The following is a 25,399-nucleotide window of genomic DNA, read 5'->3' on the forward strand; positions in this document are numbered from 1 at the left end:
GGTGGTGGCGGGAATCCGTTGACCCCTGTCACTCCCGCCACTTCTTCAAGATCGGCCGGGTGTCTAGCGTCGGGGCGTGACCAAGTTCCTTCTCGCCGTGCACGTGCTGGCCGCGATCGTCGCCATCGGGCCCGTCACCGTCGCCGCCAGCATGTTTCCGCCCGCCGCGCGCCAGGCCCTGGCCGCGCCCGAGGATCCGCGGGCGGTGCAGACCGTGCTGTTGCTGCTGCGCATCTGCCGGGTCTACGCCGTCGTCGGGGTCGCCGTCCCGGTGTTCGGGTTGGCCACGGCCAAGAACATGGGCGTGCTCGGCGACACCTGGCTGATCGTGTCGATCGCGCTCACCGCGCTCGCCGCCGTCGTCCTCGTCGCGCTGGTGCTGCCCCGGCAGACCGCCATAGCCGAGGCGCTCGACGAGCAACGGCCCGTGGGGCAGGGCGGTGACGAGCGCACGGCGACCGTTCGGCTCGCCATGTTCACCGGCATGTTCAACCTGCTGTGGGCCGCCGTGACGGTCCTGATGATCGTCAGGCCGGGTTCCACGACAGGAGCCTGACGGCGACCTGCCGGGACAGCACACCTAGGGCAGCGCCTTCGGCTCCGGTGTCTTCACCGCCGTCAGCGGTGTGGCGATGTCCTCCAGGGAGCGGCGTTCGGCCTTGACCGCGAGGAAGGCGGCGACCAGGCCCGCCGCGCACATCAGCGCCGCGCCGATCTGGAAGGCGAGGACCGTGTCGCCGACCCTGCCGGTGCTGGTGAGGTCGGCGAAGAGGAGCGGGCCGCTGATACCGCCGGCCGCGGTGCCGAGGGCGTAGAAGAAGGCGATGGACATCGCCCGGGTCTCCATAGGGAAGATCTCGGAGACCGTCAGATACGCGCTGGAGGCGCCGGCCGAGGCGAAGAACAGCACCACGCACCAGCAGGCCGTCATCGTGCCGGCGCTCAGCGTGCCGCGGCCGAAGAGCCAGGCCGTGCCGAACAGCAGCAGGCCGGACAGCAGATAGGTGGAGGAGATCATCACCCGGCGGCCGACCGTGTCGAAGAGGCGGCCAAGCAGCAGCGGGCCCATGAAGTTGCCGGCCGCGATGACGGCGAAGTAGTAGCCGGTGCGGTCGGCGGGCACGTGGAAGAACTTGGTCAGGATCGCGCCGAAGCCGAAGGTGATGGCGTTGTAGAGGAACGCCTGGCCGATGAAGAGGGAGAAGCCGAGGGCGGCACGCTTGCGGTAGGCGGCGAAGACCGTGCGGCCGATCTCGACGAAGCTCACGCTACGGCGCTGGCGGATGGTGATCTCGCCGTGCGGCTCGGGGAGCGGCTCGTCCCGCTCGGCCGCGATCCGGCGTTCGATGTCGGTCACCACCTCCTCCGCCTCCCGGTCCCTGCCGTGGATCAGCAGCCAGCGCGGACTCTCCGGGACGTGCCTGCGGACGAGGAGGATCACCAGGGAGAGGACCGCGCCGAGCGCGAACGTCAGCCGCCAGCCCACGTCGGCGGCCAGGATGCCGGTGTTCAGGGCGAGGATCGACAGCAGGGAGCCGCCGACTGCACCCACCCAGAAGCTGCCGTTGATGATCAGGTCGACGCGGCCCCGGTACGCGGCGGGGATCAGCTCGTCGATCGCGGAGTTGATGGCCGCGTACTCGCCGCCGATGCCGAAACCGGTCAGGAAGCGGAAGAGGAAGAACCACCAGGCCTCGAAGGAGACGGCGGTCAGGGCGGTGGCCGCCAGATACACCGCGAGGGTGATCATGAAGAGCTTCTTGCGGCCGTAGCGGTCGGTCAGGCGGCCCCAGAAGAGGGCGCCTACGCAGGCGCCCGCCACGTAGAGGGCGGCCGCGGTGCCCGTGACCTGCGCGGAGCTGATCGACAGACCGCTGCCGGGCTCCGACAGCCGGCTGGCGATGTTGCCGACGACCGTGACCTCCAGACCGTCGAGGATCCATACGGTGCCGAGACCGACGACGATCGTCCAGTGCCAGCGCGACCACGGAAGGCGGTCCAGGCGGGCGGGGATGTCGGTGGTCACGGTACGGCCGGTCTCGGCCTCGGCGGTGGCCATGGGCTCCCTCCACGACGACGGCGACACGACGAGCGGAACGCCAAGCGGGTTCCCCCGAACCGCGTGGATCACGCCCCGCGCACGGCCGACCGGCCCAGCGGCAACTCGGCCGACAAGTCCGCAAACGAGCAGAATGGCCCCCCACCGCCGGAGCCCAGCCCTACGCCCCCAAGGCCCGGGTCACCGTATAGATCAGCACTCCCGCCAGCGAACCCACCACCGTGCCGTTGATGCGGATGAACTGGAGGTCGCGGCCGATGTGGGCCTCGATCTTGCGGGTGGTGTGCTCGGCGTCCCAGCCGGCGACGGTGTCGGTGATCAGGGAGGTGATCTCCTTGCGGTAGGTCGTCACCACGTAGACCGCCGCACCCTCGACCCAGGAGTCGACCTTGCCCTGCGCCTTGGGGTCCTCGGCCATCCGGGCGCCCAGGGACAGCAGCGAGGCGCGGACCCTCAGGCGCAGCTCGCTGCGCTCGTCCTCGGCCGCCGCGACGATCATGGACCGTACGGCCGTCCAGGCGGAGGCGATCAGGTCCTGGACCTCGCCGCGGCGCAGCACCTCGCCCTTGAGCCGCTCGACACGCCCGCGCGTGTCGGTGTCGGACTGGAGGTCGGAGGCGAAGTCGGTGAGGAAGCGGTCGAGCGCGCCGCGCGCCGGGTGCGAGGGCATGTCCCGCATCTCGGTGATGAAGCGCAGCAGTTCCTTGTAGACGCGCTCGCCGACCTTTTTGTCGACGAACCTCGGGGTCCAGCCGGGCGCGCCGCCCTGCACTGCGTCCATCACGGAGTCGCTGTGCAGCACCAGCCAGTCGTGCGCGCGGGAGACGACCAGGTCGACGACCCGTTTGTGGCCGCCGTCGGCGACGACCCGCTCCAGCAGCTTGCCGATGCCGGGCGCGATCTCCTGCGTGTTGGCTCTGCGGGTGATCGCCTCGCCGACGACGGCCTGGATGTCGGAGTCGCGCAGGACGGCCAGGGCGCCGCGCAGCGCGGTCGCCAGCTCCGCGGTCACCCGGTCCGCGTGCTCCGGCTGGGCGAGCCAGGCACCGAGGCGGCTGCCGATGCCCACGGCGCGCAGCCGCTGCCGTACGACGTCCTCGGAGAGGAAGTTCTCGCCGACGAACTCGCCCAGCGAGACGCCGAGCTGGTCCTTCTTGTTGGGGATGATCGCGGTGTGCGGGATGGGCAGGCCGAGGGGGTGGCGGAAGAGGGCGGTGACCGCGAACCAGTCGGCGAGCGCGCCGACCATGCCGGCCTCGGCGGCCGCGGCGACGTACGACGTCCAGGCGCCGGCGCCGGTGTGCTCGCCCCACTTGGCGAGCACGTACACCACGGCGACGAACAGCAGCAGCCCCGCGGCGGTCAGCTTCATGCGGCGCACCCCGCGTTGCCGCTCCTCGTCGGCGGGGCTGAACACGGTCATCGCGCGGTGAGAGACGGCGTCCGCCGTTTCCGGACCGGCCTGGGTCGTCTGTTCCATCCACTCCACCCGTTCGGTGATACCGCACACAATTGTCCCTTCCTGACCGACTCCCGGAACGGAACAAGAGTTCCCGGCGTCTGTCGGAAGGGGGGTTGGGCAGGATCCTGTCAATTGTTCCCGGGCCCATCCGCCACCATGTGCCCATCAGTTCGGAGCCCGGGGGCTCCGGCCGGCTCCGCCCGAGGAGAGCGTCACCAGCATGACAAGACGGCACGGTTACGCCCTGCTGACCGCGATCGTCGCACTGATCGTCGTCGTTTCCGCCGCCCTCTGCGCCGGCGGCGCCTCCGGCACCGGCCGCCTGGCCGCCGCCCCGGCCACCGGCCACGCGCCGGGCCATTCCGCCGCACCGGCCGCCGCCGGCACCTGGGTCGCCACCTGGGCCGCCGCACCGGCCGCCGCCGAACCCGGCACGGAGACCACGGGCATGGCGGGCCGCTCGGTGCGCAACGTCGTGCACACGAGCGTCGCCGGGACGAGTGCCCGCATCACGCTGTCCAACCTCTACGGCCACTCGCCGCTGCGCGTCACCCACGCCACGATCGCCGTCGCGGCCGGCGACGCCACCGCGGCCGCCGCCACGCGCACCATGCGGCGGATCACCTTCGCCGGCGCCCTCTCGGTCGTCGTACCGGCCGGCGGGCAGGTGATGAGCGACTCTGTGTCCATCGCCGTACCGCGGGGCGGCGACGTCCTGGTCACCATCTACTCCCCCACCCCGTCGGGCCCGGTCACCTACCACCCGCAAGCCCGCCAGATCTCCTACGTCGCCCAGGGCGACCGCACCGAGGACGTGACCGGGACGCCGTACACCGAGCAGACGGCGGTCTGGCGCTGGCTGAGCGCGCTGGACGTGTTCAGCGACGAGGCCGACGGCACGGTCGTCGCCCTCGGCGACTCGATCACCGACGGCATCACCTCCACCGTCGGCGCCGACCGCCGCTGGACCGACGTCCTGTCCGGCCGGCTGCGGGCGGCGGTCGAGGCGGGCCGGGACGTGCCGCGCTACAGCGTCGTCAACGAGGGCATCAGCGGCAACCAGGTGCTGGCCGACGGGCTCGGGCGGCCCTCGGACAACCCCAGCGGGCTGAACCGGTTCGAGCGGGACGTGCTGGAGCGGACCGGGGTCAAGGTCGTCGTCATCGACCTCGGCGTCAACGACATCCTGCGCAATCCGGGGCGCGCCGACCCGGAACTGATCATCGGCGGGCTGCGCACCCTGGTGACGCGGGCGCACGCGCGCGGGCTGACGGTCGTCGGGGCGACGCTGATGCCGTTCGGGGGGTACCGCATGTACACGCCCGCCCGGGAGGCGGTACGGCAGCAGGTCAACGCGGAGATCCGGGACGGGCAGGTGTTCGACGCCGTGGTCGACTTCGACCGGGCGCTGCGGGACCCGCATGATCCGCTGCGGCTGCGCGGCGCGTACGACTGCGGGGACCATCTGCACCCCAGTGACCTGGGGTACCGGACGATGGCGGAGGCGTTCGAGCTGGACCTGCTGAACGGGGCGGGGCAGGCGCAGCTATAGGAAGCCGGCCGGCCGCGGCTGATCGAGCCTGCGGCGGGCCGTGTGGCCGGGGCTATTCGAGCCTGCGGCGTTCCGCCCTGCGTTCCAGCTTCTCCTGGCGGCGCTCCTCCTTGAGCCGGCGCCGCTCCGCCTCGGTGTTCTTCCGCCTGATGCTCACGCCGCCCCAGAAGGCCACACCGGTCACGATCACACGCGGGGCCCCCGGCTCGCCCCGCACGCCCTCCTCGCGGTGGTCGAAGCCGCCCATGATGCCGATGCCGCGCACCACGACCTCGACGCCGGGCGGGACGATCACGTCCACACCGCCCATGATCGCGACGCAGTTGATCTCGACTTCGTGGTCGGCGAAGTCGGCGTCGCGCAGGTCGACGACGCCGCCGCCCCAGAAGGTGAAGCAGCTGAACTTCTTGGGCATGGTCCAGCGCCCCTTGCGCTCGAACCCGCCCATGATGGCGACGGCCCACGACGAGGTCCCCCCGCCGCCGACCACCCGCGACGCCCAACTGCCGTCCTGCGCGGGCCGCTTGACCATGTTCACCGCCGGGGCGGTCACCCCGGGCACGGGCAGGTCCCGGGTGAGCGGCGTGAGTTCGCCGTAGGTGCGTGCCCGGTACGCCGCGTCCAGCCGCTCCTCGAACTCGCTCATGTCGAGGCGCCCCTCGGCCACGGCGTCCCGCAGTTGCTCGGCGACTCGTTCACGATCGGCGTCGGAGGCGCGAAGCTCCGGCAGGTCCTCGGTCATGGCAGCAGCCTACGAGACCGCTTTCTCGGCGTACATCCTCGCGATGACCGCCTCGATGTCGGGCTCCCTCACCGACAGGTCCACCAGCGGATACTCCGCCGCGATCCGCGCCACCAGAGGCGCCGCCGACTCGGCCGCCGGGAAGGCCAGCCACTGCCGGGGCCCCTCGACCCGCACCACGCGCGCCGACGGCAGCTCGATCGGCGGCAGCTCGCGCTCCAGGTCGACCACCAGGGTGCGCTCGCTCTCGCCCGCCTGGTGCAGACCGGTGAGCGGGCCGTCGTACATCAGGCGCCCGTGGTCGATGACCATCACCCGCGAGCAGAGCTGCTCGATGTCCTGGAGGTCGTGCGTGGTCAGCAGCACCGTCGTACCGCGTTCGGCGTTCAGATCGCGCAGGAACCCACGGACCTTGGCCTTGCTGATGACGTCCAGGCCGATGGTCGGCTCGTCCAGGTAGAGGACCTCCGGATCGTGCAGCAGGGCGGCCGCGATGTCGCCGCGCATCCGTTGGCCCAGCGAGAGCTGCCGTACCGGCACGTCCAACAGGTCGCCGAGTTCGAGGAGTTCGACGCAGCGGTCGAGGTTGTCGCGGTAACGGGCGTCGGGGATCCGGTACATGCGGTGCATCAGCCGGTAGGAGTCGATCAGCGGCAGGTCCCACCACAGGGTCGTACGCTGCCCGAACACCACCCCGATGCGCCGGGCGAGCCGGGTCCGCTCGCGGGACGGGTCGATGCCGGCGACCCGCAGCCGGCCGCCGCTCGGCGTCAGGATGCCGGTGAGCATCTTGATCGTCGTCGACTTGCCCGCCCCGTTCGGGCCGATGTAGCCGACCATCTCGCCGCGCGCCACGCTGAAGGAGATCGAGTCGACCGCCCGCACCTGCCGCCGCTCGCGCCGGAGGAACCCGGTCTTCTTCCGTACGTCGAAGACCTTCTCGACCCGGTCGACCTCGATGAGACCACCGCCCGCGCCGACCGCATCGCCCGCGTTGTCCCTGCCCTCCACGCCGTCCGCCGTCATCGCCATGCGCCTCTACGTCCCTTCACCTTCGTGCCTTCACCTTCGTGCCTTCGCCGTCTCAGTTCCCGGTACTGCGGTACGACCGCAGGCCCACCCGCCAGACCGCCCCCGCCAGCGCGCAGCACACCACCGCGACCAGCGGCGGCGTGAACGCCGTCCACCGGGGCAGGTCGAGCGGATAGGGCCGCCCCAGCACGTACAGCGCGGGCAGCCAGTTGACGAAGGCCAGCGGCAGGACGAACGTCACCCCGCGCACCAGTTCCTTGGCGAACACCGTCGGCGGGTACTGGAGCAGCGTGGTGCCGCCGTAGGTGAACGCGTTCTGCACCTCGGAGGCGTCCTGCGCCACGAACTGGAAGGCCGCCCCGGCCACGAACACCGCGCAGAAGATCACGCAGCCGCTGACCACCATCACCGGCATCAGCAGCAGCTTCAGCGGCGTCCAGTCGACGTTCAGCCGGGCCAGCGCCCAGCCCAGCACCAGCGCCCCCTGCGTCACCCGGCCCAGTCGGCGCAGCGCGAACCGGTCCGCGGCCACCTGCGCCAGCACCGGCGCCGGCCGGACCAGCAGGGTGTCGAGGGTGCCGTCGCGCACCCGCCGCCCCAGCCGGTCCATGGAGCCGATCGCCAGGTCGGCGAGCCCGAAGGAGGTGGCGGACAGCCCGTACAGGAAGGCGATCTCGGGCAGCGCGTACCCGCCGAGCGCGTCCACACGGGAGAACATCAGCACGATCGCCACGAAGTCCAGCGCGTTCGCGAAGAAGCTCCCCGCCGTGGTCATGACGAAGGAGGCCCGGTAGGCCATCGTCGAGCGGATCCACATCGCGGCGATCAGACGGTAGGCGCGCAGCCCCTCCACCAGCCGGTTGCCGGCCGCCCGGACCGCGGTCGGCTCAGCCACCCTGCACCACCACCCGCCGGGTCGCCGCCGACTGGACCAGCCGCCCCAGCGCCAGCAGCGCCACCGCCCACGCCCCCTGGAAGACGTACGTGCCGAGCGGGTCCGCGTGCCCCAGCAGGATGTCCGCGGGCGCCTGGAGCAGCGAGGACCACGGCAGTGCCCGGACCACCTCGCCCAGCGCGCCCGGGAAGACGTTCAGCGGCAGCAGCATCCCCGAGCAGAAGTACCCGGCCAGCACGGCCATCTGCGCCACGCCCGCGCCGTCCAGCAGCCAGAACGCGCTCATCGCCACCAGGAAGCGGATCCCGAAGCCCACCAGCAGCGCCAGCGGCACCGCGCCGAGGAACGCCGCCCAGGTCAGCGGGTCCGACGGCAGGTACACCGGGAAGAACAGCGCGCCGAACAGGAAGGGCAGCACCCCGCGGCCGAGCAACTGGAACATCGCCCGGCCCGCGTCCGCCGACAGCCACCACAGCTGGAGATCGGCCGGCCGGTACAGATCGACGGCGATGTCACCCGTTCGGATGCGTTCCATCAGCTCGTCCTCGACGCCGCCCCCGCCGATCGCCAGGGCCGCCAGGAACGCCTGACCGAGCCACACGTACGTCACCGCCTGTGCCTGGTCGTAACCGCCCAGGTGCGGCCGGACATCCCACAGCGCAAGGTACGTGTACACCAGAATCAGCCCGAATGCCGTATTGGTGAACACCCCGGCCGCCGTCGCCGCCCGATACGTCGCGTACCGTCTGAATCCCCCCGCCGCGACGGCCGCGTACAACCGTCCAGCGCCCACGTGAGTCTCCTCCCAGGCCAAGACATCGAAAGCGCGAGAGCGTAGTGCGCCCGGACGTGACATGCCACGCATTTTCCGGCCCGGACCAGTGCCCGGGACCGGGAACGGAACGGTTGCTGCGAGAGTCTTCATCTGGGGGCGCCGATGGCGCATGAGGGCGTACGGGGACGTACGACGTGGATCGTACGGGGACGTACGACGTGAAACAGGAGTCCGAGCACGACATGAGTGACGAGCCGCAGCAGCCGAACCAGGGCGTGGCCGACCACCAGCCACCGGCGGCACCCGAGACCAGGGGCGAGGCGGAGAGCGGGACGGAAAGCGAGACGGAGAGCGGGACGGAAAGCGGGACGGAAAGCGGGACAAGGAGCGAGGCGGCGTACGAGGCCAGGGGGGCCAGGGGCGAGACGGCGACCGCGACGGGGAGCGCAAAGCTGAGCCGGACGGCGAACGCGACCGGGAGCGCGGCCGCGAACGAGCCCCCGGGCCGGACGGCGGACGCGACGCCGGACCAGACGCCGAACGCGACCGGGAACGCGACGCCGAACCAGAGGGCCTACCCGACCGCGAACACGACGCCGAACCGGACGCCGAACGCGACCGGGAGGGCGCCGATGAGCCCGACGGCGCACGCGACCGCGAACGCGGCGGGGAGCCCGGCGGCCGACGAGGCGGGGATCGCGACCGCGGACGCGGCGGGCGGCGGGAAGGGCAAACGGCCCCGGCGCACCGGCTGGCGCCGCGCCCTGCCGACCTGGCGGATGGTGCTCGGCGGCTTCCTCACCGCCATGCTGCTGGTCATCGGCGCGTTCCTCCTCGGCTACTCCATGGTGAAGATCCCGCCGGCCAACGCCATGGCCGTCAAGCAGGCCAACGTCTACCTGTACGCCGACGGCTCCGAGATCGCCCGGGACGGCGAGATCAACCGGGAGAACGTCTCGCTCGCCCAGGTCTCCAAGGACGCCCAGCACGCCGTGCTCGCCGCCGAGGACCGCGACTTCTACACCGAGCCCGCCGTCGACCCCAAGGCGATGCTGCGCGCCGGCTGGAACACCGCCCTCGGCAAGGGCAAGCAGTCCGGCTCGACGATCACCCAGCAGTACGTGAAGAACTACTACCTGGGCCAGGAGCAGACGGTCAGCCGCAAGGTGAAGGAGTTCTTCATCTCGATCAAGCTGGACCGCACCCAGTCCAAGGACGAGATCCTGCAGGGCTACCTCAACACCAGCTACTTCGGGCGCAACGCCTACGGCATCCAGGCCGCCGCCCAGGCGTACTACGGCGTCAAGGCCAAGGACCTCGACCCGGCCCGCGCCGCCTACCTGGCCGCGCTGGTCAACGCGCCCAGCGAGTTCGACGTCGTCGCCCACCCGGAGAACAAGTCCGTGGCCCTGGCCCGCTGGAACTACGTCCTGGACGGCATGGTCAAGAAGGGCTGGCTGCCCGCCTCGCAGCGGGCCGGGATGAAGTTCCCGATGCCGAAGGACGCCACCGCCCCCACGGGCATGTCCGGGCAGCGCGGCTACATCGTCCGCGCGGTGAAGGACTACCTGGCCACGAACAAGATCCTGGAGGAGAGCCAGCTCGAGGCGGGCGGCTACCAGATCACCACGACCCTGCAGAAGCGCAACCAGGACGCCCTGGTCAAGGCCGTGGACGACCAGGTGATGAACAAGCTCGACCGGAAGAACCGCAAGGTCGACAACTACGTCCGGGCCGGCGCCGCGTCCGTCGACCCGAAGACCGGCGAGCTCGTGGCCATGTACGGCGGCATCGACTACGTGAAGCAGTACACGAACAACGCCACCCGCCGGGACTTCCAGGTCGGCTCCACCTTCAAGCCGTTCGTGTTCACCTCCGCCGTGCAGAACGGCTCCGCCACCCAGGACGGCCGCCCGATCACCCCGAACACCTACTACGACGGCACCAACAAGCGCCCCGTCCAGGGCTGGGGCGGCTCCTACGCTCCCGAGAACGAGGACCAGCGGTCCTACGGCAACATCACCGTCCGCGAGGCCACGGACAAGTCCGTCAACTCGGTGTACGCGCAGATGGCCGCCGACGTCGGCTCCGAGAAGGTCAAGGACACCGCCGTCGCCCTCGGCCTGCCGGCCGACACCAAGGACCTGACCGCCACCCCGTCCATCGCGCTCGGAGTGGCCACCGCCAGCGTCGTCGACATGGCCGACGCCTACGCCACGGTCGCCAACCACGGCAAGCACGCCCCGTTCACGATGATCAAGAAGATCACCAAGGACGGCGCCGACACGATCGAGCTGCCCAAGCGCACCGAGTCCCAGGCGGTCAGCCGCGAGGCCGCCGACACCACCACCTCGATACTGCGCAGCGTCGTCCAGAACGGCACCGCCACCGCCGCCCAGGCCGCCGGCCGGCCCGCGGCCGGCAAGACCGGCACCGCCGAGGAGGACCGGGCGGCCTGGTTCGCCGGCTACACGCCCGAGCTCGCCACCGTCGTCTCGGTCATGGGCCAGGACCCGGACACCGCCGGCCACGAGTCGCTCTACGGCGCCATGGGTCTTCCCCGCGTCAACGGCGGCGGCCCGCCCGCCCAGATCTGGGCGCAGTACACCGGGGACGCCCTGAAGAACACCCCCGTCACCGACTTCGACCTCCAGCTCCAGCCGGGTGCCGACCAGATCCAGCCGCCGCCCTCGGAGCCCGGCGACAACCCGGGCGACGGCGGTCCGGACGACGGCAGTACGCCCGGCGCCGACACCGGCGGCCAGGACCAGGGGCAGGACCCGGGCAGCCAGGACCAGGGGCAGAACCAGGGCCAGGGCGACGGCGGCACGGGTGACACCAACGGCGGCGACCCCACAACCGGCGGGGCCGGCGGCGGCACCCCGCCGGGCGATCCCACCGGCGGGGAGTCCGGCGACGTCGGAGGCACCCAGCCGGGCGGCCAGGGAGGCGTGCCCGGCGGAGCGGGCGGCACCACCCCGGGCGGGCCCGCGGGCCCCTCCGGCGACGGCGGCGCGAACACCAGCATGCAGGGCCTGTTCAGTGGCCGGACGTCACCTTGAGCCCCACCACGGCCACGAGCAGCAGACACACGAAGAAGATCCGGGCGGCGGTCGCCGGCTCCCCCAGCACCGCCATGCCGACCACCGCCGCACCGGCCGCCCCGATGCCCACCCACACGCCGTAGGCGGTACCGATGGGCAGGGAACGGGCGGCGTAGGACAGCAGGATCATGCTGGTCACGATCCCTGCGCCGGTGAGAACGCTGGGCAGGGGGCGGGTGAAGCCGTCGGTGAACTTCATACCGATCGACCAGCCCACCTCGAGCAGACCGGCCAGAATGAGCAGGACCCAGGCCATGACGGGCACCTCCGGGACGACGTGAGGACGGAACGGGGGTGCGTCGTCTTTGCGTTCATCCCGGTACGGCGCGTCTCGTCGGGTCGCTCCCGAGGCTAGCAAAGGAACGACAAAGGGGCTGGTGACCATGGTCACCAGCCCCTTTGCGATGTACGTACCGCTACAGATACAGGCCGGTGGAGTCCTCCGAGCCCTCGAAGCGGTCCGCGGCCACCGCGTGCAGATCACGCTCGCGCATGAGCACGTACGCGACTCCGCGCACCTCGACCTCGGCGCGGTCCTCCGGATCGAACAGCACCCGGTCACCCGGCTCGACGGTCCGCACGTTCTGTCCCACCGCGACGACCTCGGCCCAGGCCAGCCGGCGTCCCACCGCCGCTGTCGCGGGGATCAGGATGCCACCGCCCGAACGCCGCTCGCCCTCGCTCTTGTCCTGCCGGACGAGCACCCGGTCGTGCAGCATCCGGATGGGCAGCTTGTCGTCGTGGCTGCTGTGCTCAGTTCTCTTGGCGCTCACGCCTCGAACCTACCTGCCTTGGGCACGTCGTCACGCGGTGGGGCGTCGCGCCACTCAACCACGGCGCCGGCGGGAGCCCAGGGCGAGCAGCCCGACCAGGCCCACGGCGACGAGCGCGATCGGCACGACCCGCTCCAGGCGCGGGGCGCCGTCCTCGTCCACGAACTGCGCCCGCACATCGCTCACGACCCGGTTGACCTGTACGTAGGCCCGGCCGAGCGTGTGGTCGATGTTGGAGGCGACCTTGGCCTTGGCGTCCCCGACGATGGTCTTCGGGTGCACGCGCACCCCGATCTCGTCGAGCGTCTCGGCCAGCACCTCGCGGCGGCGCCTGATGTCCGCCTCGATCTCAGCCGGGGTTCTGGTGTCCGCGGTGTCCGCCACCGTGCCGCCTCCGAAGTCAACTGATGCCTGTTCGGGACAGTCTGTCAGTTCTCGCTACGACCGCGCTGTCGGCACCCCCGGTTACCCTCGGAGCGACACGGTATCCGCACGCACGAGGAGACGAGCTTCGATGACCGAGCGACTCCAGCCCGGGGACGTGGCCCCCGCCTTCGCCCTCCCCGACGCCGACGGCAAGGAGGTGTCGCTGGCCGACCACAAGGGCCGGAAGGTCATCGTCTACTTCTACCCGGCCGCCCTCACCCCCGGCTGCACCAAGCAGGCCTGCGACTTCACCGACAACCTGGACCTGCTGGCGGGCGCGGGGTACGACGTGATCGGCATCTCCCCCGACAAGCCGGAGAAGCTGGCGAAGTTCCGCGAAAAGGAGTCCCTCAAGGTCACGCTGCTCGGCGACCCGGACAAGAAGGTCCTCGAGTCCTACGGCGCCTTCGGCGAGAAGAAGCTCTACGGCAAGACCGTCGTCGGCGTCATCCGCTCCACGATCGTCGTCGACGAGGAGGGCAAGGTCGAACGAGCCCTCTACAACGTCAAGGCAACGGGCCACGTGGCCAAGATCATCAAGGACTTGGGGATCTGAGACCAGCTCCCCCACCTGCACGGCCCGCACCGGCACACCCGGCGCGGGCCGTTCCGCATTCGCGTACGTGACTGTCCGATAACCGGTTCGTTACTCCGTGTGAGCCATGAACACGTGGCCGGGAACGGAGGGGACCCATGGGGGCCAGTGCGTACACAAGGGAGCGGCTGAAGGAGTCGGCGGGCCCGTGCAGCAAAGACCGGCTTGCGCGGACCGTCGCCGAGGCTCGCAATTGGGCAGACCTGATGAGACGACTCGGCCTTCACGCAAGCGGTGGCCAGCGGCGGGTACTTCAAGAGGAGGTCGCCAGTCATGGGATCGACACCAGTCACTTCGTCAAGCGCAGCCCATGGCGCAAGTACCCGGACGCCGCCATCGCAGAGGCGGCGGCCTCCTCGTCCTCACTCCGTGAGGTGGCCCTCAAGCTGGGCGCCACTCCGGCCACCGGAACGCTGTCCCATATCTGTCGCCGGATCAGGGCGGCGGCGATCGACGTCAGCCGTTTCCCTGGATTGAACCAGCCCGAACCGGACCTTCCCTTCACTCCGGAGGAGCTGCGAGCCGCCGCATCGACGGCGACGAGTATCCGTGGTGTGGCCCGGGCCTTGAACATGCCGGACGACAGTCGCTCACGCGCAACCTTGGGCCGCATGCTGCGCGCCCAGGCCATCAGCACCGAGCACTTCTCCCACCGCCGCGTAGTGATTCCTGAGGATGAACTTCGTGACGCCGTCAAGCACTCGACAAGTTACGCCGAGGTGATGCGACGTCTCAGCCTGGACGTCAACGACACCAACCATCGACGCGTCCGACGTGCGGCAGCTCGACTCGGTCTTGATACAAGCCACTTCAAACGCCGCTCGTGGGCTCGGTCGGAGCTCCCCGCACCTGCACCCATCGCTCATCGGGTGCTGATCGTCCTACCCTCCGACGCCGGGCGGACGAACAGGGCCCAACTCCACCGCGCACTGAACGAGATCGGCGTGCCTTACGCATGTGAGTCCTGCGGCAATGCCGGGGAGTGGCTGGGTCAACCGATCACTCTGCAGATCGACCACATCAACGGCGACTGGCGAGACAATCGCCGAAAGAATCTGCGGCACCTGTGCCCCAACTGCCACTCACTGACGGAGACGTGGTGTCGTCAGAAGGGGAGGCCACCTCTCGCAGCGCAACAAGCTCGGCCCGTACACTGAACGCTGCCGGTCGAGCGCGATGACCGTTTCTGAGCGGCCGTGATGGAATTGGCAGTCATGCTGGGTTTAGATCCCAGTGGGTTCACGCCCGTGTGGGTTCGAATCCCACCGGCCGCACCGCCCCCGCCTTCAAATCGAAGGCGGGGGCGTTTTGCAAGTCAGCCCAGCAGCTCCCGCACCACCGGTACCAGCGCGCGGAACGCCTTGCCGCGGTGGCTGATCGCGTTCTTTTCCTCGGGGGACAGTTCCGCACAGGTGCGGGTGTCGCCGTCGGGCTGGAGGATCGGGTCGTAGCCGAAGCCGTTCGTGCCCGCGGGCTCGTGGCGCAGGGTGCCGCGGAGTCGGCCCTCCACCACCCGCTCCGTGCCGTCCGGCAGGGCGAGGGCCGCCGCGCAGGCGAAGTGGGCGGCGCGGTGGCCGTCGGCGATGTCGGAGAGCTGGGCCAGGAGCAGGTCGAGGTTGGCCTTGTCGTCGCCGTGGCGGCCGGCCCAGCGGGCCGAGAAGATGCCGGGGGCGCCGCCGAGGACGTCGACGCAGAGGCCGGAGTCGTCCGCGACCGCGGGCAGCCCGGTGGCCTGTGCCAGGGCGTGGGCCTTCAGCAGGGCGTTCTCGGCGAAGGTGACGCCGGTCTCCTTGACGTCGGTGACGTCCGGGTAGGCGTCGGTGCCCACGAGTTCGTGGGGCAGCCCGGAGTCGGCCAGGATCGCCCTGAGTTCGACGATCTTGCCGGCGTTGCGGGTGGCGAGGATCAAGCGGGTCATGCGGGGCTGCTCCTCTACTTCGCCAGGGCCGTCTCGAGTGCCGTGCGCTGGATCGCCGTGAGGTCGGCGCAGCCGGCCACGGCGAGGTCGAGGAGGCTGTTCAGCTCCTCGCGGGCGAAGGGCTCGGCCTCCGCGGTGCCCTGGACCTCGACGAAGCGGCCGTCCCCGGTGCAGACGACGTTCATGTCGGTCTCGGCGCGGACGTCCTCCTCGTAGCAGAGGTCGAGCAGCGGCACGCCGCCGACGATGCCGACGGAGACGGCGCTGACCGTGCCGGTGAGCGGCTGGCGGCCGGCCTTGATCAGCTTCTTGCCGCGGGCCCAGGTGACGGCGTCGGCCAGTGCCACGTAGGCGCCCGTGATGGCCGCGGTGCGGGTGCCGCCGTCGGCCTGGAGGACGTCGCAGTCCAGGACGATGGTGTTCTCGCCCAGTGCCTTGTAGTCGACGACCGAGCGCAGGGAGCGGCCGATGAGGCGGGAGATCTCATGGGTGCGGCCGCCGATCCTGCCCTTGACCGATTCGCGGTCGCCGCGGGTGTTGGTGGCGCGCGGCAGCATGGAGTACTCGGCGGTGACCCAGCCCTCGCCGCTGCCCTTGCGCCAGCGCGGGACGCCTTCGGTGACGGAGGCGGTGCAGAAGACCTTGGTGTCGCCGAAGGAGACGAGGACGGAGCCCTCGGCGTGCTTGCTCCACCCGCGTTCGATGGTGACCGGGCGGAGTTGTTCGGGGGTGCGGCCGTCAATACGAGACATGGCGTCGAGCGTAGTCCCCCACGCACATGGGGCTCCTCCCGCATCGGGAAGAGCCCCTCGAAGGTGAACCGCGGCGGGCCGCGGGGTTCACATCATGTCTTCGATCTCCGCGGCGATCGGGTCGGCGTCGGTGCCGATGACGACCTGGATGGCGGTGCCCATCTTGACGACGCCGTGGGCACCGGCGGCCTTGAGGGCGGCCTCGTCGACCAGGGAGGCGTCGTGCACTTCGGTGCGGAGTCGGGTGATGCAGCCCTCGATCTCGTCGATGTTCTGGATGCCGCCGAGCCCGGCGACGATCTTCTCAGCCTTGGTGGCCATGTTCCTTCTCCCTGATCCGATCCGCTTTGTCGCAGTAACCCACACTTGGACCACCTTTGCGAGCGGCCGTGCTATGTGTGCAGAATGGTGCGCTCATGGCAGCGGAACCGTCGCCAACTGGTCTACACCAGCGTACGCGTGGATCATGCGCGCTCGACGCCCACCGCTCCCCCTCATCACGGACACAGACCTCGAATCCACACGGCGCGTAGTGGTTCGGTCGCGGAATCACGGGTTCCTTGGCCCCCTTCATCGTGCTACAACAGGTCTACACCAGTGAGTGGTGTAGACCACCACCCGATGGAGGACGTCAATGACCACCGCCAGCGCGACACCGACGGCGGCACCCGCGAAGAAGCGGGGTTCCGGCCTGATCCAGGGCCTGCAGAAGGTCGGCCGCAGTCTTCAGCTGCCGATCGCCGTACTGCCTGCCGCGGGCATCATGGTCCGGCTCGGCCAGAAGGACATCTTCGGCGAGGACGGCCTCGGCTGGAACAAGGTCGCCGCCGTGTTCGACAACGCGGGCAGCGCGCTGACCACGGCGCTGCCGATCCTGTTCTGCATCGGTGTCGCCATCGGCTTCGCCAAGAAGTCCGACGGCTCGACCGCCCTGGCCGCGGTGGTGGGCTTCCTCGTCTACAGCAAGGTCCTCCAGGCCTTCCCTCTGACCGAGCAGCACATCGAGAAGGGGAAGATAGTCGAGGCCACCTACAACGACCCAGGGGTGCTCGGCGGCATCATCATGGGTCTGCTCGCCGCCGTACTGTGGCAGCGGTTCCATCGCACGAAGCTGGTGGACTGGCTCGGCTTCTTCAACGGCCGCCGGCTGGTGCCGATCATCATGGCCTTCGTCGGCATCGTGGTGGGTGTCTTCTTCGCCCTGGTCTGGAAGCCGATCGGTACGGGCATCAGCAGCTTCGGCGAGTGGATGACCGGTCTCGGCGCGGGCGGGGCCGCCTTGTTCGGTGCGGTGAACCGCGGGCTGATCCCGGTGGGCATGCACCAGTTCGTGAACACGGTGGCCTGGTTCCAACTCGGTGAGTTCAAGAACTCCGCCGGCGAGGTCGTGCATGGCGACATCACCCGCTTCCTGGCCGGTGACCCGTCCGCCGGTCTGTTCCAGTCCGGCTTCTACCCGATCATGATGTTCGGTCTGCCGGCCGCCGCGCTCGCCATTGCGCACTGCGCCCGCCCCGAGCGCCGCAAGGTCGTGCTCGGCATGATGGTGTCCCTGGCCCTGACCTCGTTCGTCACCGGTGTCACCGAGCCGATCGAGTTCTCCTTCATGTTCATCGCGCCGGTCCTGTACGCGCTGCACGCCGTGCTCACCGCCGTGTCGATGGCGATCACCTGGGCCCTGGGCGTCCACGCGGGCTTCAACTTCTCCGCCGGCTTCATCGACTACGTGCTCGACTGGCACCTGGCGACGAAACCCTGGCTGATCATCCCGATCGGCCTGGTCTTCGCGGCCATCTACTACGTGACCTTCCGGTTCGCGATCATCAGGTTCAACCTCCCCACCCCGGGACGCGAACCCGAGGAGGAGACCGAGGAACTCACCAAGGCGTGAGCCCGGCCACGGCATGAGAAGGCCCCCGGAGCCATGACTCCGGGGGCCTTTCGTTCGCTGGGCCAGGGGCCTAGAGGTCGTACGTCACTCCGGGCGCCGCGAGCTCCACCGGGCCGGCGTAGGCCGTGCGGGCGTCGGCGAGGTTGATCTGCGGGTCGGTCCACGGGGGGATGTGGGTGAGGACCAGGCGGCGGACTCCGGCGCGCGCGGCGGCCTCACCTGCCTCGCGGCCGTTGAGGTGCAGATCGGGGATGGTCTCCTTGCCGTCCGTGAAGGCGGCCTCGCACAGGAAGAGGTCGCTGTCCCGGGCGAGTTCCTCCAGCGCCTCGCTCACCCCGGTGTCCCCGGAGTACGTCAGCGCCCGCCCCCCGTGCTCGACGCGGATGGCGTAGGCCTCCACGGGGTGGGCCACCCGCTCGGTGTGCACGGTGAAGGGACCGATCTCGAAGGTGCCGGGCTTGACCGTGTGGAAGTCGAAGACCTCGCTCATCGAGGAGGCGGTGGGGGTGTCGGCGTAGGCCGTGGTCAGCCGGTGCTCGGTGCCCTCGGGCCCGTACACGGGGATGGGCTCGCAGCGGCCTCCGTCGTACCGGTAGTAGCGCGCGACGAAGTAGCCGAGCATGTCGATGCAGTGGTCGGCGTGCAGATGACTCAGGAAGATGGCGTCGAGGTCGTAGAGACCGCAGTGGCGCTGCAGTTCGCCCAGGGCGCCGTTGCCCAGGTCGAGAAGCAGCCGGAAGCCGTCGGCCTCGACGAGGTAGCTCGAGCAGGCCGATTCCGCGGACGGGAACGACCCCGAGCAGCCGACGACGGTGAGCTTCATGAAGCAGAAACCTCCGCTGGCGGGAAAACTTCAAAAAAGAGGAAGGTGACGGGGGTCGTGCGGTCCGTCGAGCGTAAGGCGGGATACGTCCGGTCGCTCCTCCGCCAAGGGCTGTTGTGGGCGAACTCACCTGTGGTGTCACCGGTTCGGCTGGACCTGGGGCTCAGGAGGAGCGCTCAAGGGCGCGCACCGAGGGTCGCGCGCCGGTAACGTCATGGTTGTGGACACGTCCTGGTGGCTGGCGCTCGCGGCGGTGGTGCTGCTCGCTCTCGTCGCCACGCTCGTCGACGGCTGGGGGCGGGGCCGCCGGCCGCCTCGCGGGAGGTTGCGTCCCGGTCGCCCGGCGGGCCGCCGAGCCGCGGCGCGTCCGCACCCCGGGGAGATCTGGTGGGCCGGCATGCCCCACGGCGAGGGGCCGGGGGTGAAGGACCGGCCGTGTCTGGTGCTGGCGGTGCACGGCAAGCGCGCCCGGGTCGCGGAGATCACCAGCAGGTACCACGACAAGCGCTCCGGAGTGATCCCACTGCCGCCGGGCTCGGTGGGGGACGCGCAGGGACGGACCAGTTTCGTGGAGACGGCCGAGGTCCGGGAGGTGCCGCTGTGGGACTTCCGCCGTCGGGTGGGCGTCGTGGACCCGGTGCTCTGGGACCAGGTGCGGTACCTGGCGGGCTGACGGGAACGCGCGCGGCCAAACTGATCGGGACGGCCCGGCTGAACGGGACGCCCCGGCTGAACGGGACCGGCGCGCCGCTGCCGTGTCCGCGGGCCCCGGCGTACCGGGCTCATGGCTCCGTCACCCGCACGGTGACCGTCCACTGCCGGATGCCCTGGCACGCGGTCCGGCCGTGGCCCGCCGGGCACAGCGGGCGGGCGGAGGTCAGCCGGGCCGTTCCGGGCGTGACGGCGTCGAAGGCGGCGACGGCGTCGCCCGGCAGGAGCGCGATGCCCGCGTTGGCGGCGCGCAGGGCGGTGCCGCCGGCCCTGACCGGTGTCCAGGGACGGTCCTCGGTGCCGTCGAGGGTGATCCGTACCTGTCCGCCGACGGCCAGGCAGAGGGTGCGTCCGGAGTCGGCGGCGGTGAGTTCGGCGCGGTCCGTGCAGGCGGGGGCGGAGGCGGGCGGGGAGGCCGGGCCGGCCGTCGGCCGGGAGGGGGCGCCGTCCTTGCCGGAGCCCGCGCCGTCGTGCCGCGCGCCGCAGCCGGCGAGGAGCAGGGTCGCCGCCGCGGCGGTGACGATGCCGGCGTGAAGCGTCGAACGGCGCATGGGGCGGCCGCCTTTCCGCTGAGCCCGGGACACCGATGCCGTGCCCTGTCCCTCTGCCAATGTGACGTACCCGTGTGACGTTTCTCCAGCACATCAGGATCCCGTCCCCCACGCACGCCGGAGCCCCGGCCGATTCGACGGCCGGGGCCCTGTCCGAACGCCGAACGAGAGGTCCTACGCCCAGAGCTGCCCCTGGAGGGTCTCGATGGCCTCCTCGGTGGTGGCCGCGGTGTAGACGCCGGTGGACAGGTACTTCCAGCCGCCGTCGGCGACGACGAAAACGATGTCGGCGCTCTCGCCCGCCTTGACCGCCTTCTTCCCGACGCCGATCGCCGCGTGCAGGGCGGCGCCGGTGGAGACTCCGGCGAAGATGCCTTCCTGCTGGAGGAGTTCACGGGTACGGGTGACCGCGTCGGCGGAGCCGACCGAGTAGCGGGTGGTGAGCACGGAGGCGTCGTAGAGCTCGGGGACGAAGCCCTCGTCGAGGTTGCGCAGTCCGTAGACCAGGTCGTCGTAGCGCGGCTCGGCGGCGACGATCCGCACGTCCGGCTTGTGCTCGCGCAGGTAGCGGCCGACCCCCATGAGGGTGCCCGTGGTGCCGAGGCCGGCGACGAAGTGTGTGATCGAGGGCAGGTCGGCGAGGATCTCGGGGCCGGTGGTGGCGTAGTGGGCACCGGCGTTGTCCGGGTTGCCGTACTGGTAGAGCATCACCCAGTCCGGGTGCTCGGCGGCCAGCTCCTTGGCCACGCGTACGGCGGTGTTGGAACCGCCCGCGGCCGGGGAGGGGATGATCTCCGCTCCCCACATGCCGAGCAGGTCCCGGCGCTCCTGCGAGGTGTTCTCGGGCATCACGCACACCATGCGGTAGCCCTTGAGCTTGGCCGCCATGGCCAGCGAGATGCCGGTGTTGCCGGAGGTGGGTTCGAGGATCGTGCAGCCCGGGGTGAGCCGGCCGTCCTTCTCCGCCTGCTCGATCATGTGCAGGGCGGGCCGGTCCTTGACCGAGCCGGTCGGGTTGCGGTCCTCCAGCTTGGCCCAGAGACGGACCTCGGCCGACGGCGACAGCCGCGGCAGGCACACCAGGGGGGTGTTGCCCACCGCGGCCAGCGGGGAGTCGTAACGCATCGCTGCTCAGCGGCCGATCAGCGCATGCCGCCGGCCACGGCCGGCAGGATCGTCACGTTGTCGCCGTCGGCGAGCTTGGTGGAGATGCCGTCCAGGAAGCGCACGTCCTCGTCGTTGAGGTAGACGTTGACGAAGCGGCGCAGCTGCGCGCCGTTCGCCTCGTCGACGATGCGTGCCCGGATGCCCGGGTGCCGGGTCTCGAGGTCGGCGAAGAGCTCGGCGAGGGTCTCCCCGTTGCCGTCGACGGCCTTCTGGCCGTCGGTGTACTGGCGGAGGATGGTGGGGATGCGGACCTCGATGGCCATGGTTGCGGGCTCCTGTCGGTAAGGATGTCGTCGGGGTGGGATCCCCCGGCTCGGACGCGGCCGGGCGCACGATGGGTACCCCCAGGCTTTCGGCACTGGGGAGCGCCGCGGCCCTCACGGCCGTGCGGCGGCGCGGAACGTCAACAGATGGCGCTGTTCAGCCTGCACAGGTCGACGTGCAGCCGCGCCACGAGCAGCATGCCCGGCGTCTTGTCGCTCACGTCGTGGAGAACCATGCGGTCATCGTATCGATTCCCGGTGCGGGACCCGGAGTGCGATCTCGGAACTCGGACACTTTCCATCCACGTCACGAGACGTCCGCGCTCAGTACGCCTCCACCACCTTGACCTCCTCCTCCGTGACCTCGCCGTCGACGATGCGGAAGGAGCGGAACTGGAACTCGCCGAGCCCGTCGGTGTCGGCCGTGGAGACCAGGACGTAGTGCGCGCCGGGCTCGTTGGCGTAGTTGATGTCGGTGCGGGAGGGGTAGGCCTCGGTGGCGGTGTGCGAGTGGTAGACGATCACGGGCTCCTCGTCCCGGTCGTCCATCTCGCGGTAGAGCTTGAGCAGGTCCTGCGAGCCGAACTCGTAGAAGGTGGGCGAGCGGGCCGCGTTCACCATGGGGACGAACCGCTCGGGCCGCCCGGATCCCTCGGGTCCGGCCACCACGCCGCACGCCTCGTCGGGGTGGTCCTTGCGGGCGTGGGCGACGATCTGGTCGTGGAGGGCCTGGGTAAGGGTCAGCATGGCGGCCAGCATAGACAGGCGAAGAAGAGCAGGGCCGCGCGATGGGGGTACCCCCAGGCGTCCGGCCCTGGGGGAGCGTCAGGCAGGGTGGTGGCGGGCGACGGGTGGGCCGTTCCGTACCGGAGTCCGGTACGGAACGGCCCACATCGCGGACGTCTTGAGCGGCCGCGGGAGCGGGTTGGGGTCCTGCTCCCGCCGCGACGTCCGGTCATGGAGTTCCGCGGGGTCAGCCGACGTTCTCGAGCTGCTGCTCGCTGCGGTCGGCGACCTGCGGGTTGCGGTTCTTGAGGATCGCCCAGCCGATGGCCAGGGCGGCGGTCCACCCGGCCATCACGTACAGACAGACGCGGGAGTCGGCGTCGTACGCGATCAGGCAGGTGACGAAGAGCAGGAACACGATGGCGACGTAGGAGCACTTGGAGCCGCCGGGGGCGGGGAAGGAGGAGGCGCGCAGCCGGCCCGCCTCGACTCCGCGGCGGTACAGGACGTGGCTGATCAGGATCATCAGCCAGGTCCAGATGCCGGCGGCGGTGGCGACGGAGGTGACGTAGCCGAAGGCCTTCTCCGGGACGATGTAGTTCAGCACCACGCCGATGCCCATGAAGGCGACGGAGACGGTGATGCCGAGCGCCGGGGTCTTGGAGCTGGACAGGCGGCTGAAGAACCGGGGGGCCTCGCCGTTGTCGGCGAGGGTGCGCAGCATGCGGCCGGTGGAGTACATGCCGGAGTTGCAGGAGGACAGGGCGGCGGTGAGCACGACGAAGTTCACGATGCCCGCGCCGGCCGGGATGCCGATGACCGCGAACGCCTTCACGAAGGGGCTGACGCCCGGGGCGAACTCGGTCCACTTCACCACGCACAGAATGACGGTGAGGGCGCCGACGTAGAACAGGGCGATGCGCCAGGGCAGGGTGTTGATCGCCTTGGGGAGGGTCTTCTCCGGGTCCTCGGACTCGCCCGCGGTGACGCCGACCAGTTCGACGGCGAGGTAGGCGAACATCACGCCCTGGAGGGTCATCAGGGAGGAACCGACGCCCTTGGGGAAGAAGCCGTCGAACGCCCAGAGGTTGCTGACGGCGGCGGTGTCGCCGGCGGCGCTGAAGCCGAAGGTGAGGACGCCGAGACCGATCACGATCATGCCGATGAGGGCGGTGACCTTGACCATCGAGAACCAGAACTCGATCTCGCCGAAGACCTTCACGGAGATCAGGTTGGCCACGAAGAGGACCACCAGGAACACCAGCGCGGTCACCCACTGCGGGACGGCGGGGAACCAGTAGTGGACGTAGATCGCGGCGGCCGTCAGCTCGGCCATTCCGGTCACCACCCACATCAGCCAGTACGTCCAGCCGGTGAAGAAGCCGAAGAACGGGCCGAGGAACTCGCGGGAGTACTCCGCGAAGGAGCCCGAGACGGGGCGGTACAGCAGGAGCTCGCCGAGCGCCCGCATGATGAAGAAGATGATGAGGCCCGCGAGGGCGTACATGACGATGAGGCTGGGTCCGGCCTTGGCGATGTTCGCCCCCGCGCCCAGGAAGAGTCCGACGCCGATGGCGCCGCCGATGGCGATCATCTGGACCTGGCGGCTGCCGAGACCGCGCTCGTACCCCTCTTCGGGGGCTTCCGTGACCTGCTCTGAGGTCATGTGGTGTGCGCCTTTCTCCATGCCGACCCGGGCCCTAGTTCGGCCCCCGGATCGGGTTTCGATCCCCCCGGATTGATGGAGTGCGTGCCCGGGTCTCCCCGGATCCGCCGTGCCTGGCCGGCTGTTGCCGGCTCGGTGGCGCACCCGGCCGGACATGGGTGGTGTCCGCCGGGCGATCGTGAAGATTTATCACGGCCGCAACACTGATCGACGGGGAACTGTGTGATGCATCCCACGGGGAGAAGCGGACGAAGCGCGCAGGGCGCACCCATACCCGGCCGTCGCAGTGACACGATCGTTATCCGGATTTGAGCGTCCTCTGAGCGAACGCGAAATCCGGATATACCGGGGCGGATCACGGCATGCAGTCATGGCGCATGACTACGGCACGCGAGTGCTCGACCACGGGGCGCGAGGGTCGGGCCGCGGCGGAGGCTATGCCATGAGCGTGGTGACGAGGGTCTCCTGGAGGCCGCCCAGCCAGAGGTAGGCCATCACCATCGGCTTGCGCGGGTCCTCGTCCGGCAGCAGGTAGAAGTCGTCCGTGTCGTCCTCGTCGGTGATCTCCAGCCGGGCACCGATGGCGAGGCGCAGGTCGTTGAGCGCGCCGAGCCACCGCCGGGACTCGGCCGTCGTCAGTTCGAGGACCGCGAGACCCCCTTCACCGGGGGTGAGCGCGTTGAGCGAGTGGATCACCGCGAGGGCGTTCTCGCGCTTGCCGGCGCGCAGGTCGTTCTCGGTGTAGCGGCGGAACTCGGCGGAGTGGGCGCGCTGCTCGGCGGCCTCCCGCGGGTTGCCGTCGGTCTGCTCGGGGTCGCGGTAGGCGTCCGGGAAGAGCCGCTTGAGGACGGGGTCGGACGGCGGTTCGCTCGGGCCCTCGGCGAACAGCTGGGCGAGCGGGTCGGCGGGGACGTCGTCCTCGGCGGGGCCGGGGCCGATGAGCTCCAGGAGCTGCACCGCCAGTGAGCGGATGATGGAGATCTCGACGTCGTCGAGGGCGACGGACGCGCCGCCGCCGGGGAGCGGTTCGAAGGTTCCGGGCATGGAGGCAGTCGCTACTTCCGGTCCTGCTGGAGGGTGGCCCACAGACCATAGCCGTGCATGGCCTGCACGTCCCGTTCCATCTCCTCACGGGTCCCGCTGGAGACGATCGCCCGGCCTTTGTGGTGGACGTCGAGCATGAGCTTGGTGGCCTTGTCCTTGGAGTAGCCGAAGTACGTCTGGAAGACGTACGTCACATAGCTCATGAGATTGACGGGGTCGTTGTGCACGATCGTCACCCAGGGCACGTCGGGTTCGGGTACGGCGAAGACCTCCTCCACCGACTCGGTCTTCTCGATCTCCATGGGCGCGGCTGCCGTCACAGGCCCCATGCTGCCACCCCGAGGGGGTACTCGCATAAACGGTGGGCCAAATCGTCAGTCTGACGAAATGGGGGTACGATTCTTCGCCAGGCATCATCCGGGGACCGCCCCCGGACCCCCGGCCGGGCGTCGGGGGCACCCGCACGACATGG

Annotated in this window: 28 protein-coding genes, 1 tRNA gene and 1 riboswitch; of the genes, 8 read left to right on the top strand and 21 right to left on the bottom strand. The window is 70.2% G+C overall.

The annotated features are described in order from the left end of the window. Nucleotides 1-76 precede the first annotated feature (76 nt). A complete protein-coding gene (locus OIE49_RS14110; RefSeq protein WP_326802629.1) occupies nt 77-556 on the top strand; it encodes a DUF2269 family protein in 480 nt (159 codons plus the stop codon). Nucleotides 557-580: 24 nt separating this feature from the next. Here OIE49_RS14110 and OIE49_RS14115 read toward each other — a convergent pair whose 3' ends face one another. Together OIE49_RS14115 and OIE49_RS14120 are read right to left on the bottom strand one after the other, a co-directional pair. Further along, nucleotides 581-2,059: an MFS transporter gene (locus tag OIE49_RS14115; protein ID WP_326802630.1), complete on the bottom strand. Its 1,479-nt coding sequence runs from the start codon at nt 2,057-2,059 to the stop codon at nt 581-583. 160 nt (nt 2,060-2,219) lie between these two features. Further along, nucleotides 2,220-3,539, bottom strand: coding sequence for a DUF445 domain-containing protein (locus OIE49_RS14120; protein ID WP_234375604.1), 1,320 nt, complete (start codon nt 3,537-3,539; stop codon nt 2,220-2,222). Between the two features lie 202 nt (nt 3,540-3,741). Between OIE49_RS14120 and OIE49_RS14125 the strand changes: the two genes are divergently transcribed. Beyond that, nucleotides 3,742-5,073 (top strand): SGNH/GDSL hydrolase family protein, encoded by a 1,332-nt coding sequence (locus OIE49_RS14125; RefSeq protein ID WP_326802631.1) that lies wholly within the window; start codon nt 3,742-3,744, stop codon nt 5,071-5,073. Nucleotides 5,074-5,125: 52 nt separating this feature from the next. Here the strand turns inward: OIE49_RS14125 and OIE49_RS14130 are convergent, their stop codons facing one another. From OIE49_RS14130 to OIE49_RS14145, 4 genes are read right to left on the bottom strand one after another with little or no spacing between them, the layout of a single operon-like run. Then, on the bottom strand, nt 5,126-5,815 hold the full coding sequence (locus OIE49_RS14130; protein ID WP_326802632.1) for a DUF1707 SHOCT-like domain-containing protein: 690 nt from the start codon (nt 5,813-5,815) through the stop codon (nt 5,126-5,128). A gap of 9 nt (nt 5,816-5,824) precedes the next feature. Continuing rightward, nucleotides 5,825-6,847, bottom strand: coding sequence for an ABC transporter ATP-binding protein (locus OIE49_RS14135; protein ID WP_326802633.1), 1,023 nt, complete (start codon nt 6,845-6,847; stop codon nt 5,825-5,827). A gap of 52 nt (nt 6,848-6,899) precedes the next feature. Then, nucleotides 6,900-7,742: an ABC transporter permease gene (locus OIE49_RS14140; RefSeq protein WP_326802634.1), complete on the bottom strand. Its 843-nt coding sequence runs from the start codon at nt 7,740-7,742 to the stop codon at nt 6,900-6,902. Beyond that, nucleotides 7,735-8,535, bottom strand: a complete 801-nt coding sequence (locus tag OIE49_RS14145) for an ABC transporter permease (RefSeq protein ID WP_326802635.1) — start codon at nt 8,533-8,535, stop codon at nt 7,735-7,737. Before OIE49_RS14145 ends, OIE49_RS14140 begins: the two co-directional genes overlap by 8 nt. A gap of 224 nt (nt 8,536-8,759) precedes the next feature. Here OIE49_RS14145 and OIE49_RS14150 point away from each other — a divergent pair, with 224 nt between their 5' ends. Next, nucleotides 8,760-11,579 (top strand): transglycosylase domain-containing protein, encoded by a 2,820-nt coding sequence (locus OIE49_RS14150; protein ID WP_442812235.1) that lies wholly within the window; start codon nt 8,760-8,762, stop codon nt 11,577-11,579. Here OIE49_RS14150 and OIE49_RS14155 read toward each other — a convergent pair. The 3 genes from OIE49_RS14155 to OIE49_RS14165 all read right to left on the bottom strand — a co-directional run bounded on the left by OIE49_RS14155 (nt 11,557) and on the right by OIE49_RS14165 (nt 12,778). Next, nucleotides 11,557-11,877 carry a DMT family transporter gene (locus OIE49_RS14155; protein WP_326802636.1) on the bottom strand — a complete coding sequence of 107 codons (321 nt, stop codon included), beginning with the start codon at nt 11,875-11,877 and terminating at the stop codon, nt 11,557-11,559. The two genes, OIE49_RS14150 and OIE49_RS14155, sit on opposite strands and share 23 nt — an antisense overlap. A gap of 37 nt (nt 11,878-11,914) precedes the next feature. Then, nucleotides 11,915-11,982, bottom strand: a riboswitch (guanidine-III (ykkC-III) riboswitch). 55 nt (nt 11,983-12,037) lie between these two features. Next, on the bottom strand, nt 12,038-12,394 hold the full coding sequence (locus tag OIE49_RS14160; protein ID WP_100569281.1) for a GroES family chaperonin: 357 nt from the start codon (nt 12,392-12,394) through the stop codon (nt 12,038-12,040). Between the two features lie 54 nt (nt 12,395-12,448). Continuing rightward, nucleotides 12,449-12,778: a DUF3618 domain-containing protein gene (locus OIE49_RS14165; protein WP_326802637.1), complete on the bottom strand. Its 330-nt coding sequence runs from the start codon at nt 12,776-12,778 to the stop codon at nt 12,449-12,451. Nucleotides 12,779-12,908: 130 nt separating this feature from the next. On the opposite strand from OIE49_RS14165, the gene bcp reads away from it, so the two are divergent. The 3 genes from bcp to OIE49_RS14180 all read left to right on the top strand — a co-directional run bounded on the left by bcp (nt 12,909) and on the right by OIE49_RS14180 (nt 14,689). After that, entirely contained in the window at nt 12,909-13,376 is a 468-nt protein-coding gene (bcp, locus tag OIE49_RS14170) for a thioredoxin-dependent thiol peroxidase (RefSeq protein WP_326802638.1), read from the top strand. A 137-nt stretch (nt 13,377-13,513) separates the two neighbouring features. After that, the gene (locus tag OIE49_RS14175) at nt 13,514-14,572 is read left to right on the top strand and encodes an HNH endonuclease (RefSeq protein ID WP_326802639.1); all 1,059 of its coding nucleotides are present in this window, start codon (nt 13,514-13,516) and stop codon (nt 14,570-14,572) included. A 33-nt stretch (nt 14,573-14,605) separates the two neighbouring features. After that, nucleotides 14,606-14,689 (top strand) — tRNA-Leu (locus tag OIE49_RS14180). Nucleotides 14,690-14,730: 41 nt separating this feature from the next. Here OIE49_RS14180 and rdgB read toward each other — a convergent pair. The 3 genes from rdgB to OIE49_RS14195 form a co-directional block, all read right to left on the bottom strand. After that, a complete protein-coding gene (gene rdgB, locus OIE49_RS14185) occupies nt 14,731-15,333 on the bottom strand; it encodes an RdgB/HAM1 family non-canonical purine NTP pyrophosphatase (protein WP_326802640.1) in 603 nt (200 codons plus the stop codon). A 14-nt stretch (nt 15,334-15,347) separates the two neighbouring features. Next, complete coding sequence (rph, locus tag OIE49_RS14190; protein WP_326802641.1) at nt 15,348-16,085, bottom strand: ribonuclease PH; 738 nt, start codon at nt 16,083-16,085, stop codon at nt 15,348-15,350. Nucleotides 16,086-16,172: 87 nt separating this feature from the next. Beyond that, nucleotides 16,173-16,406, bottom strand: coding sequence for a glucose PTS transporter subunit EIIB (locus tag OIE49_RS14195; RefSeq protein WP_225078608.1), 234 nt, complete (start codon nt 16,404-16,406; stop codon nt 16,173-16,175). Between the two features lie 313 nt (nt 16,407-16,719). Here OIE49_RS14195 and OIE49_RS14200 point away from each other — a divergent pair, with 313 nt between their 5' ends. Continuing rightward, on the top strand, nt 16,720-17,976 hold the full coding sequence (locus tag OIE49_RS14200; protein ID WP_326802642.1) for a PTS transporter subunit EIIC: 1,257 nt from the start codon (nt 16,720-16,722) through the stop codon (nt 17,974-17,976). 70 nt (nt 17,977-18,046) lie between these two features. Here the strand turns inward: OIE49_RS14200 and OIE49_RS14205 are convergent, their stop codons facing one another. After that, nucleotides 18,047-18,799 (bottom strand): MBL fold metallo-hydrolase, encoded by a 753-nt coding sequence (locus tag OIE49_RS14205; protein ID WP_326802643.1) that lies wholly within the window; start codon nt 18,797-18,799, stop codon nt 18,047-18,049. Nucleotides 18,800-19,019: 220 nt separating this feature from the next. On the opposite strand from OIE49_RS14205, the gene OIE49_RS14210 reads away from it, so the two are divergent. Beyond that, the gene (locus tag OIE49_RS14210) at nt 19,020-19,472 is read left to right on the top strand and encodes a type II toxin-antitoxin system PemK/MazF family toxin (RefSeq protein WP_326806227.1); all 453 of its coding nucleotides are present in this window, start codon (nt 19,020-19,022) and stop codon (nt 19,470-19,472) included. Between the two features lie 109 nt (nt 19,473-19,581). Here the strand turns inward: OIE49_RS14210 and OIE49_RS14215 are convergent, their stop codons facing one another. From OIE49_RS14215 to clpS, 8 genes are all read right to left on the bottom strand, one after another. Next, complete coding sequence (locus OIE49_RS14215; RefSeq protein ID WP_326802644.1) at nt 19,582-20,061, bottom strand: hypothetical protein; 480 nt, start codon at nt 20,059-20,061, stop codon at nt 19,582-19,584. 174 nt (nt 20,062-20,235) lie between these two features. Further along, a complete protein-coding gene (locus OIE49_RS14220) occupies nt 20,236-21,186 on the bottom strand; it encodes a PLP-dependent cysteine synthase family protein (RefSeq protein WP_326802645.1) in 951 nt (316 codons plus the stop codon). Between the two features lie 17 nt (nt 21,187-21,203). After that, complete coding sequence (locus OIE49_RS14225) at nt 21,204-21,491, bottom strand: MoaD/ThiS family protein (protein WP_100569293.1); 288 nt, start codon at nt 21,489-21,491, stop codon at nt 21,204-21,206. 140 nt (nt 21,492-21,631) lie between these two features. Further along, complete coding sequence (locus OIE49_RS14230; RefSeq protein WP_322741148.1) at nt 21,632-21,727, bottom strand: putative leader peptide; 96 nt, start codon at nt 21,725-21,727, stop codon at nt 21,632-21,634. Nucleotides 21,728-21,815: 88 nt separating this feature from the next. Beyond that, nucleotides 21,816-22,238, bottom strand: coding sequence for a M67 family metallopeptidase (locus OIE49_RS14235; protein ID WP_326802646.1), 423 nt, complete (start codon nt 22,236-22,238; stop codon nt 21,816-21,818). A 226-nt stretch (nt 22,239-22,464) separates the two neighbouring features. After that, nucleotides 22,465-23,883 carry an amino acid permease gene (locus OIE49_RS14240; protein WP_326802647.1) on the bottom strand — a complete coding sequence of 473 codons (1,419 nt, stop codon included), beginning with the start codon at nt 23,881-23,883 and terminating at the stop codon, nt 22,465-22,467. 435 nt (nt 23,884-24,318) lie between these two features. Beyond that, a complete protein-coding gene (locus OIE49_RS14245) occupies nt 24,319-24,927 on the bottom strand; it encodes a DUF2017 domain-containing protein (RefSeq protein ID WP_100569296.1) in 609 nt (202 codons plus the stop codon). 11 nt (nt 24,928-24,938) lie between these two features. Next, nucleotides 24,939-25,256, bottom strand: coding sequence for an ATP-dependent Clp protease adapter ClpS (clpS, locus tag OIE49_RS14250; protein WP_100569297.1), 318 nt, complete (start codon nt 25,254-25,256; stop codon nt 24,939-24,941). Nucleotides 25,257-25,399 lie beyond the last annotated feature (143 nt).

It is taken from the genome of Streptomyces sp. NBC_01788, assembly GCF_035917575.1.
Lineage (GTDB): Bacteria > Actinomycetota > Actinomycetes > Streptomycetales > Streptomycetaceae > Streptomyces.

Coding starts and splice junctions, on each gene's coding strand:
- OIE49_RS14115 (WP_326802630.1), bottom strand. CDS start 2,059: ATGGCCACCGCCGAGGCCGAGACCGGCCGTACCGTGACCACCGACATC.
- OIE49_RS14120 (WP_234375604.1), bottom strand. CDS start 3,539: ATGGAACAGACGACCCAGGCCGGTCCGGAAACGGCGGACGCCGTCTCT.
- OIE49_RS14125 (WP_326802631.1), top strand. CDS start 3,742: ATGACAAGACGGCACGGTTACGCCCTGCTGACCGCGATCGTCGCACTG.
- OIE49_RS14130 (WP_326802632.1), bottom strand. CDS start 5,815: ATGACCGAGGACCTGCCGGAGCTTCGCGCCTCCGACGCCGATCGTGAA.
- OIE49_RS14135 (WP_326802633.1), bottom strand. CDS start 6,847: ATGGCGATGACGGCGGACGGCGTGGAGGGCAGGGACAACGCGGGCGAT.
- OIE49_RS14150 (WP_442812235.1), top strand. CDS start 8,760: ATGAGTGACGAGCCGCAGCAGCCGAACCAGGGCGTGGCCGACCACCAG.
- OIE49_RS14155 (WP_326802636.1), bottom strand. CDS start 11,877: ATGGCCTGGGTCCTGCTCATTCTGGCCGGTCTGCTCGAGGTGGGCTGG.
- bcp (WP_326802638.1), top strand. CDS start 12,909: ATGACCGAGCGACTCCAGCCCGGGGACGTGGCCCCCGCCTTCGCCCTC.
- OIE49_RS14175 (WP_326802639.1), top strand. CDS start 13,514: ATGGGGGCCAGTGCGTACACAAGGGAGCGGCTGAAGGAGTCGGCGGGC.
- rdgB (WP_326802640.1), bottom strand. CDS start 15,333: ATGACCCGCTTGATCCTCGCCACCCGCAACGCCGGCAAGATCGTCGAA.
- rph (WP_326802641.1), bottom strand. CDS start 16,085: ATGTCTCGTATTGACGGCCGCACCCCCGAACAACTCCGCCCGGTCACC.
- OIE49_RS14195 (WP_225078608.1), bottom strand. CDS start 16,406: ATGGCCACCAAGGCTGAGAAGATCGTCGCCGGGCTCGGCGGCATCCAG.
- OIE49_RS14200 (WP_326802642.1), top strand. CDS start 16,720: ATGACCACCGCCAGCGCGACACCGACGGCGGCACCCGCGAAGAAGCGG.
- OIE49_RS14205 (WP_326802643.1), bottom strand. CDS start 18,799: ATGAAGCTCACCGTCGTCGGCTGCTCGGGGTCGTTCCCGTCCGCGGAA.
- OIE49_RS14215 (WP_326802644.1), bottom strand. CDS start 20,061: ATGCGCCGTTCGACGCTTCACGCCGGCATCGTCACCGCCGCGGCGGCG.
- OIE49_RS14220 (WP_326802645.1), bottom strand. CDS start 21,186: ATGCGTTACGACTCCCCGCTGGCCGCGGTGGGCAACACCCCCCTGGTG.
- OIE49_RS14225 (WP_100569293.1), bottom strand. CDS start 21,491: ATGGCCATCGAGGTCCGCATCCCCACCATCCTCCGCCAGTACACCGAC.
- OIE49_RS14230 (WP_322741148.1), bottom strand. CDS start 21,727: ATGGTTCTCCACGACGTGAGCGACAAGACGCCGGGCATGCTGCTCGTG.
- OIE49_RS14235 (WP_326802646.1), bottom strand. CDS start 22,238: ATGCTGACCCTTACCCAGGCCCTCCACGACCAGATCGTCGCCCACGCC.
- OIE49_RS14240 (WP_326802647.1), bottom strand. CDS start 23,883: ATGACCTCAGAGCAGGTCACGGAAGCCCCCGAAGAGGGGTACGAGCGC.
- OIE49_RS14245 (WP_100569296.1), bottom strand. CDS start 24,927: ATGCCCGGAACCTTCGAACCGCTCCCCGGCGGCGGCGCGTCCGTCGCC.
- clpS (WP_100569297.1), bottom strand. CDS start 25,256: ATGGGGCCTGTGACGGCAGCCGCGCCCATGGAGATCGAGAAGACCGAG.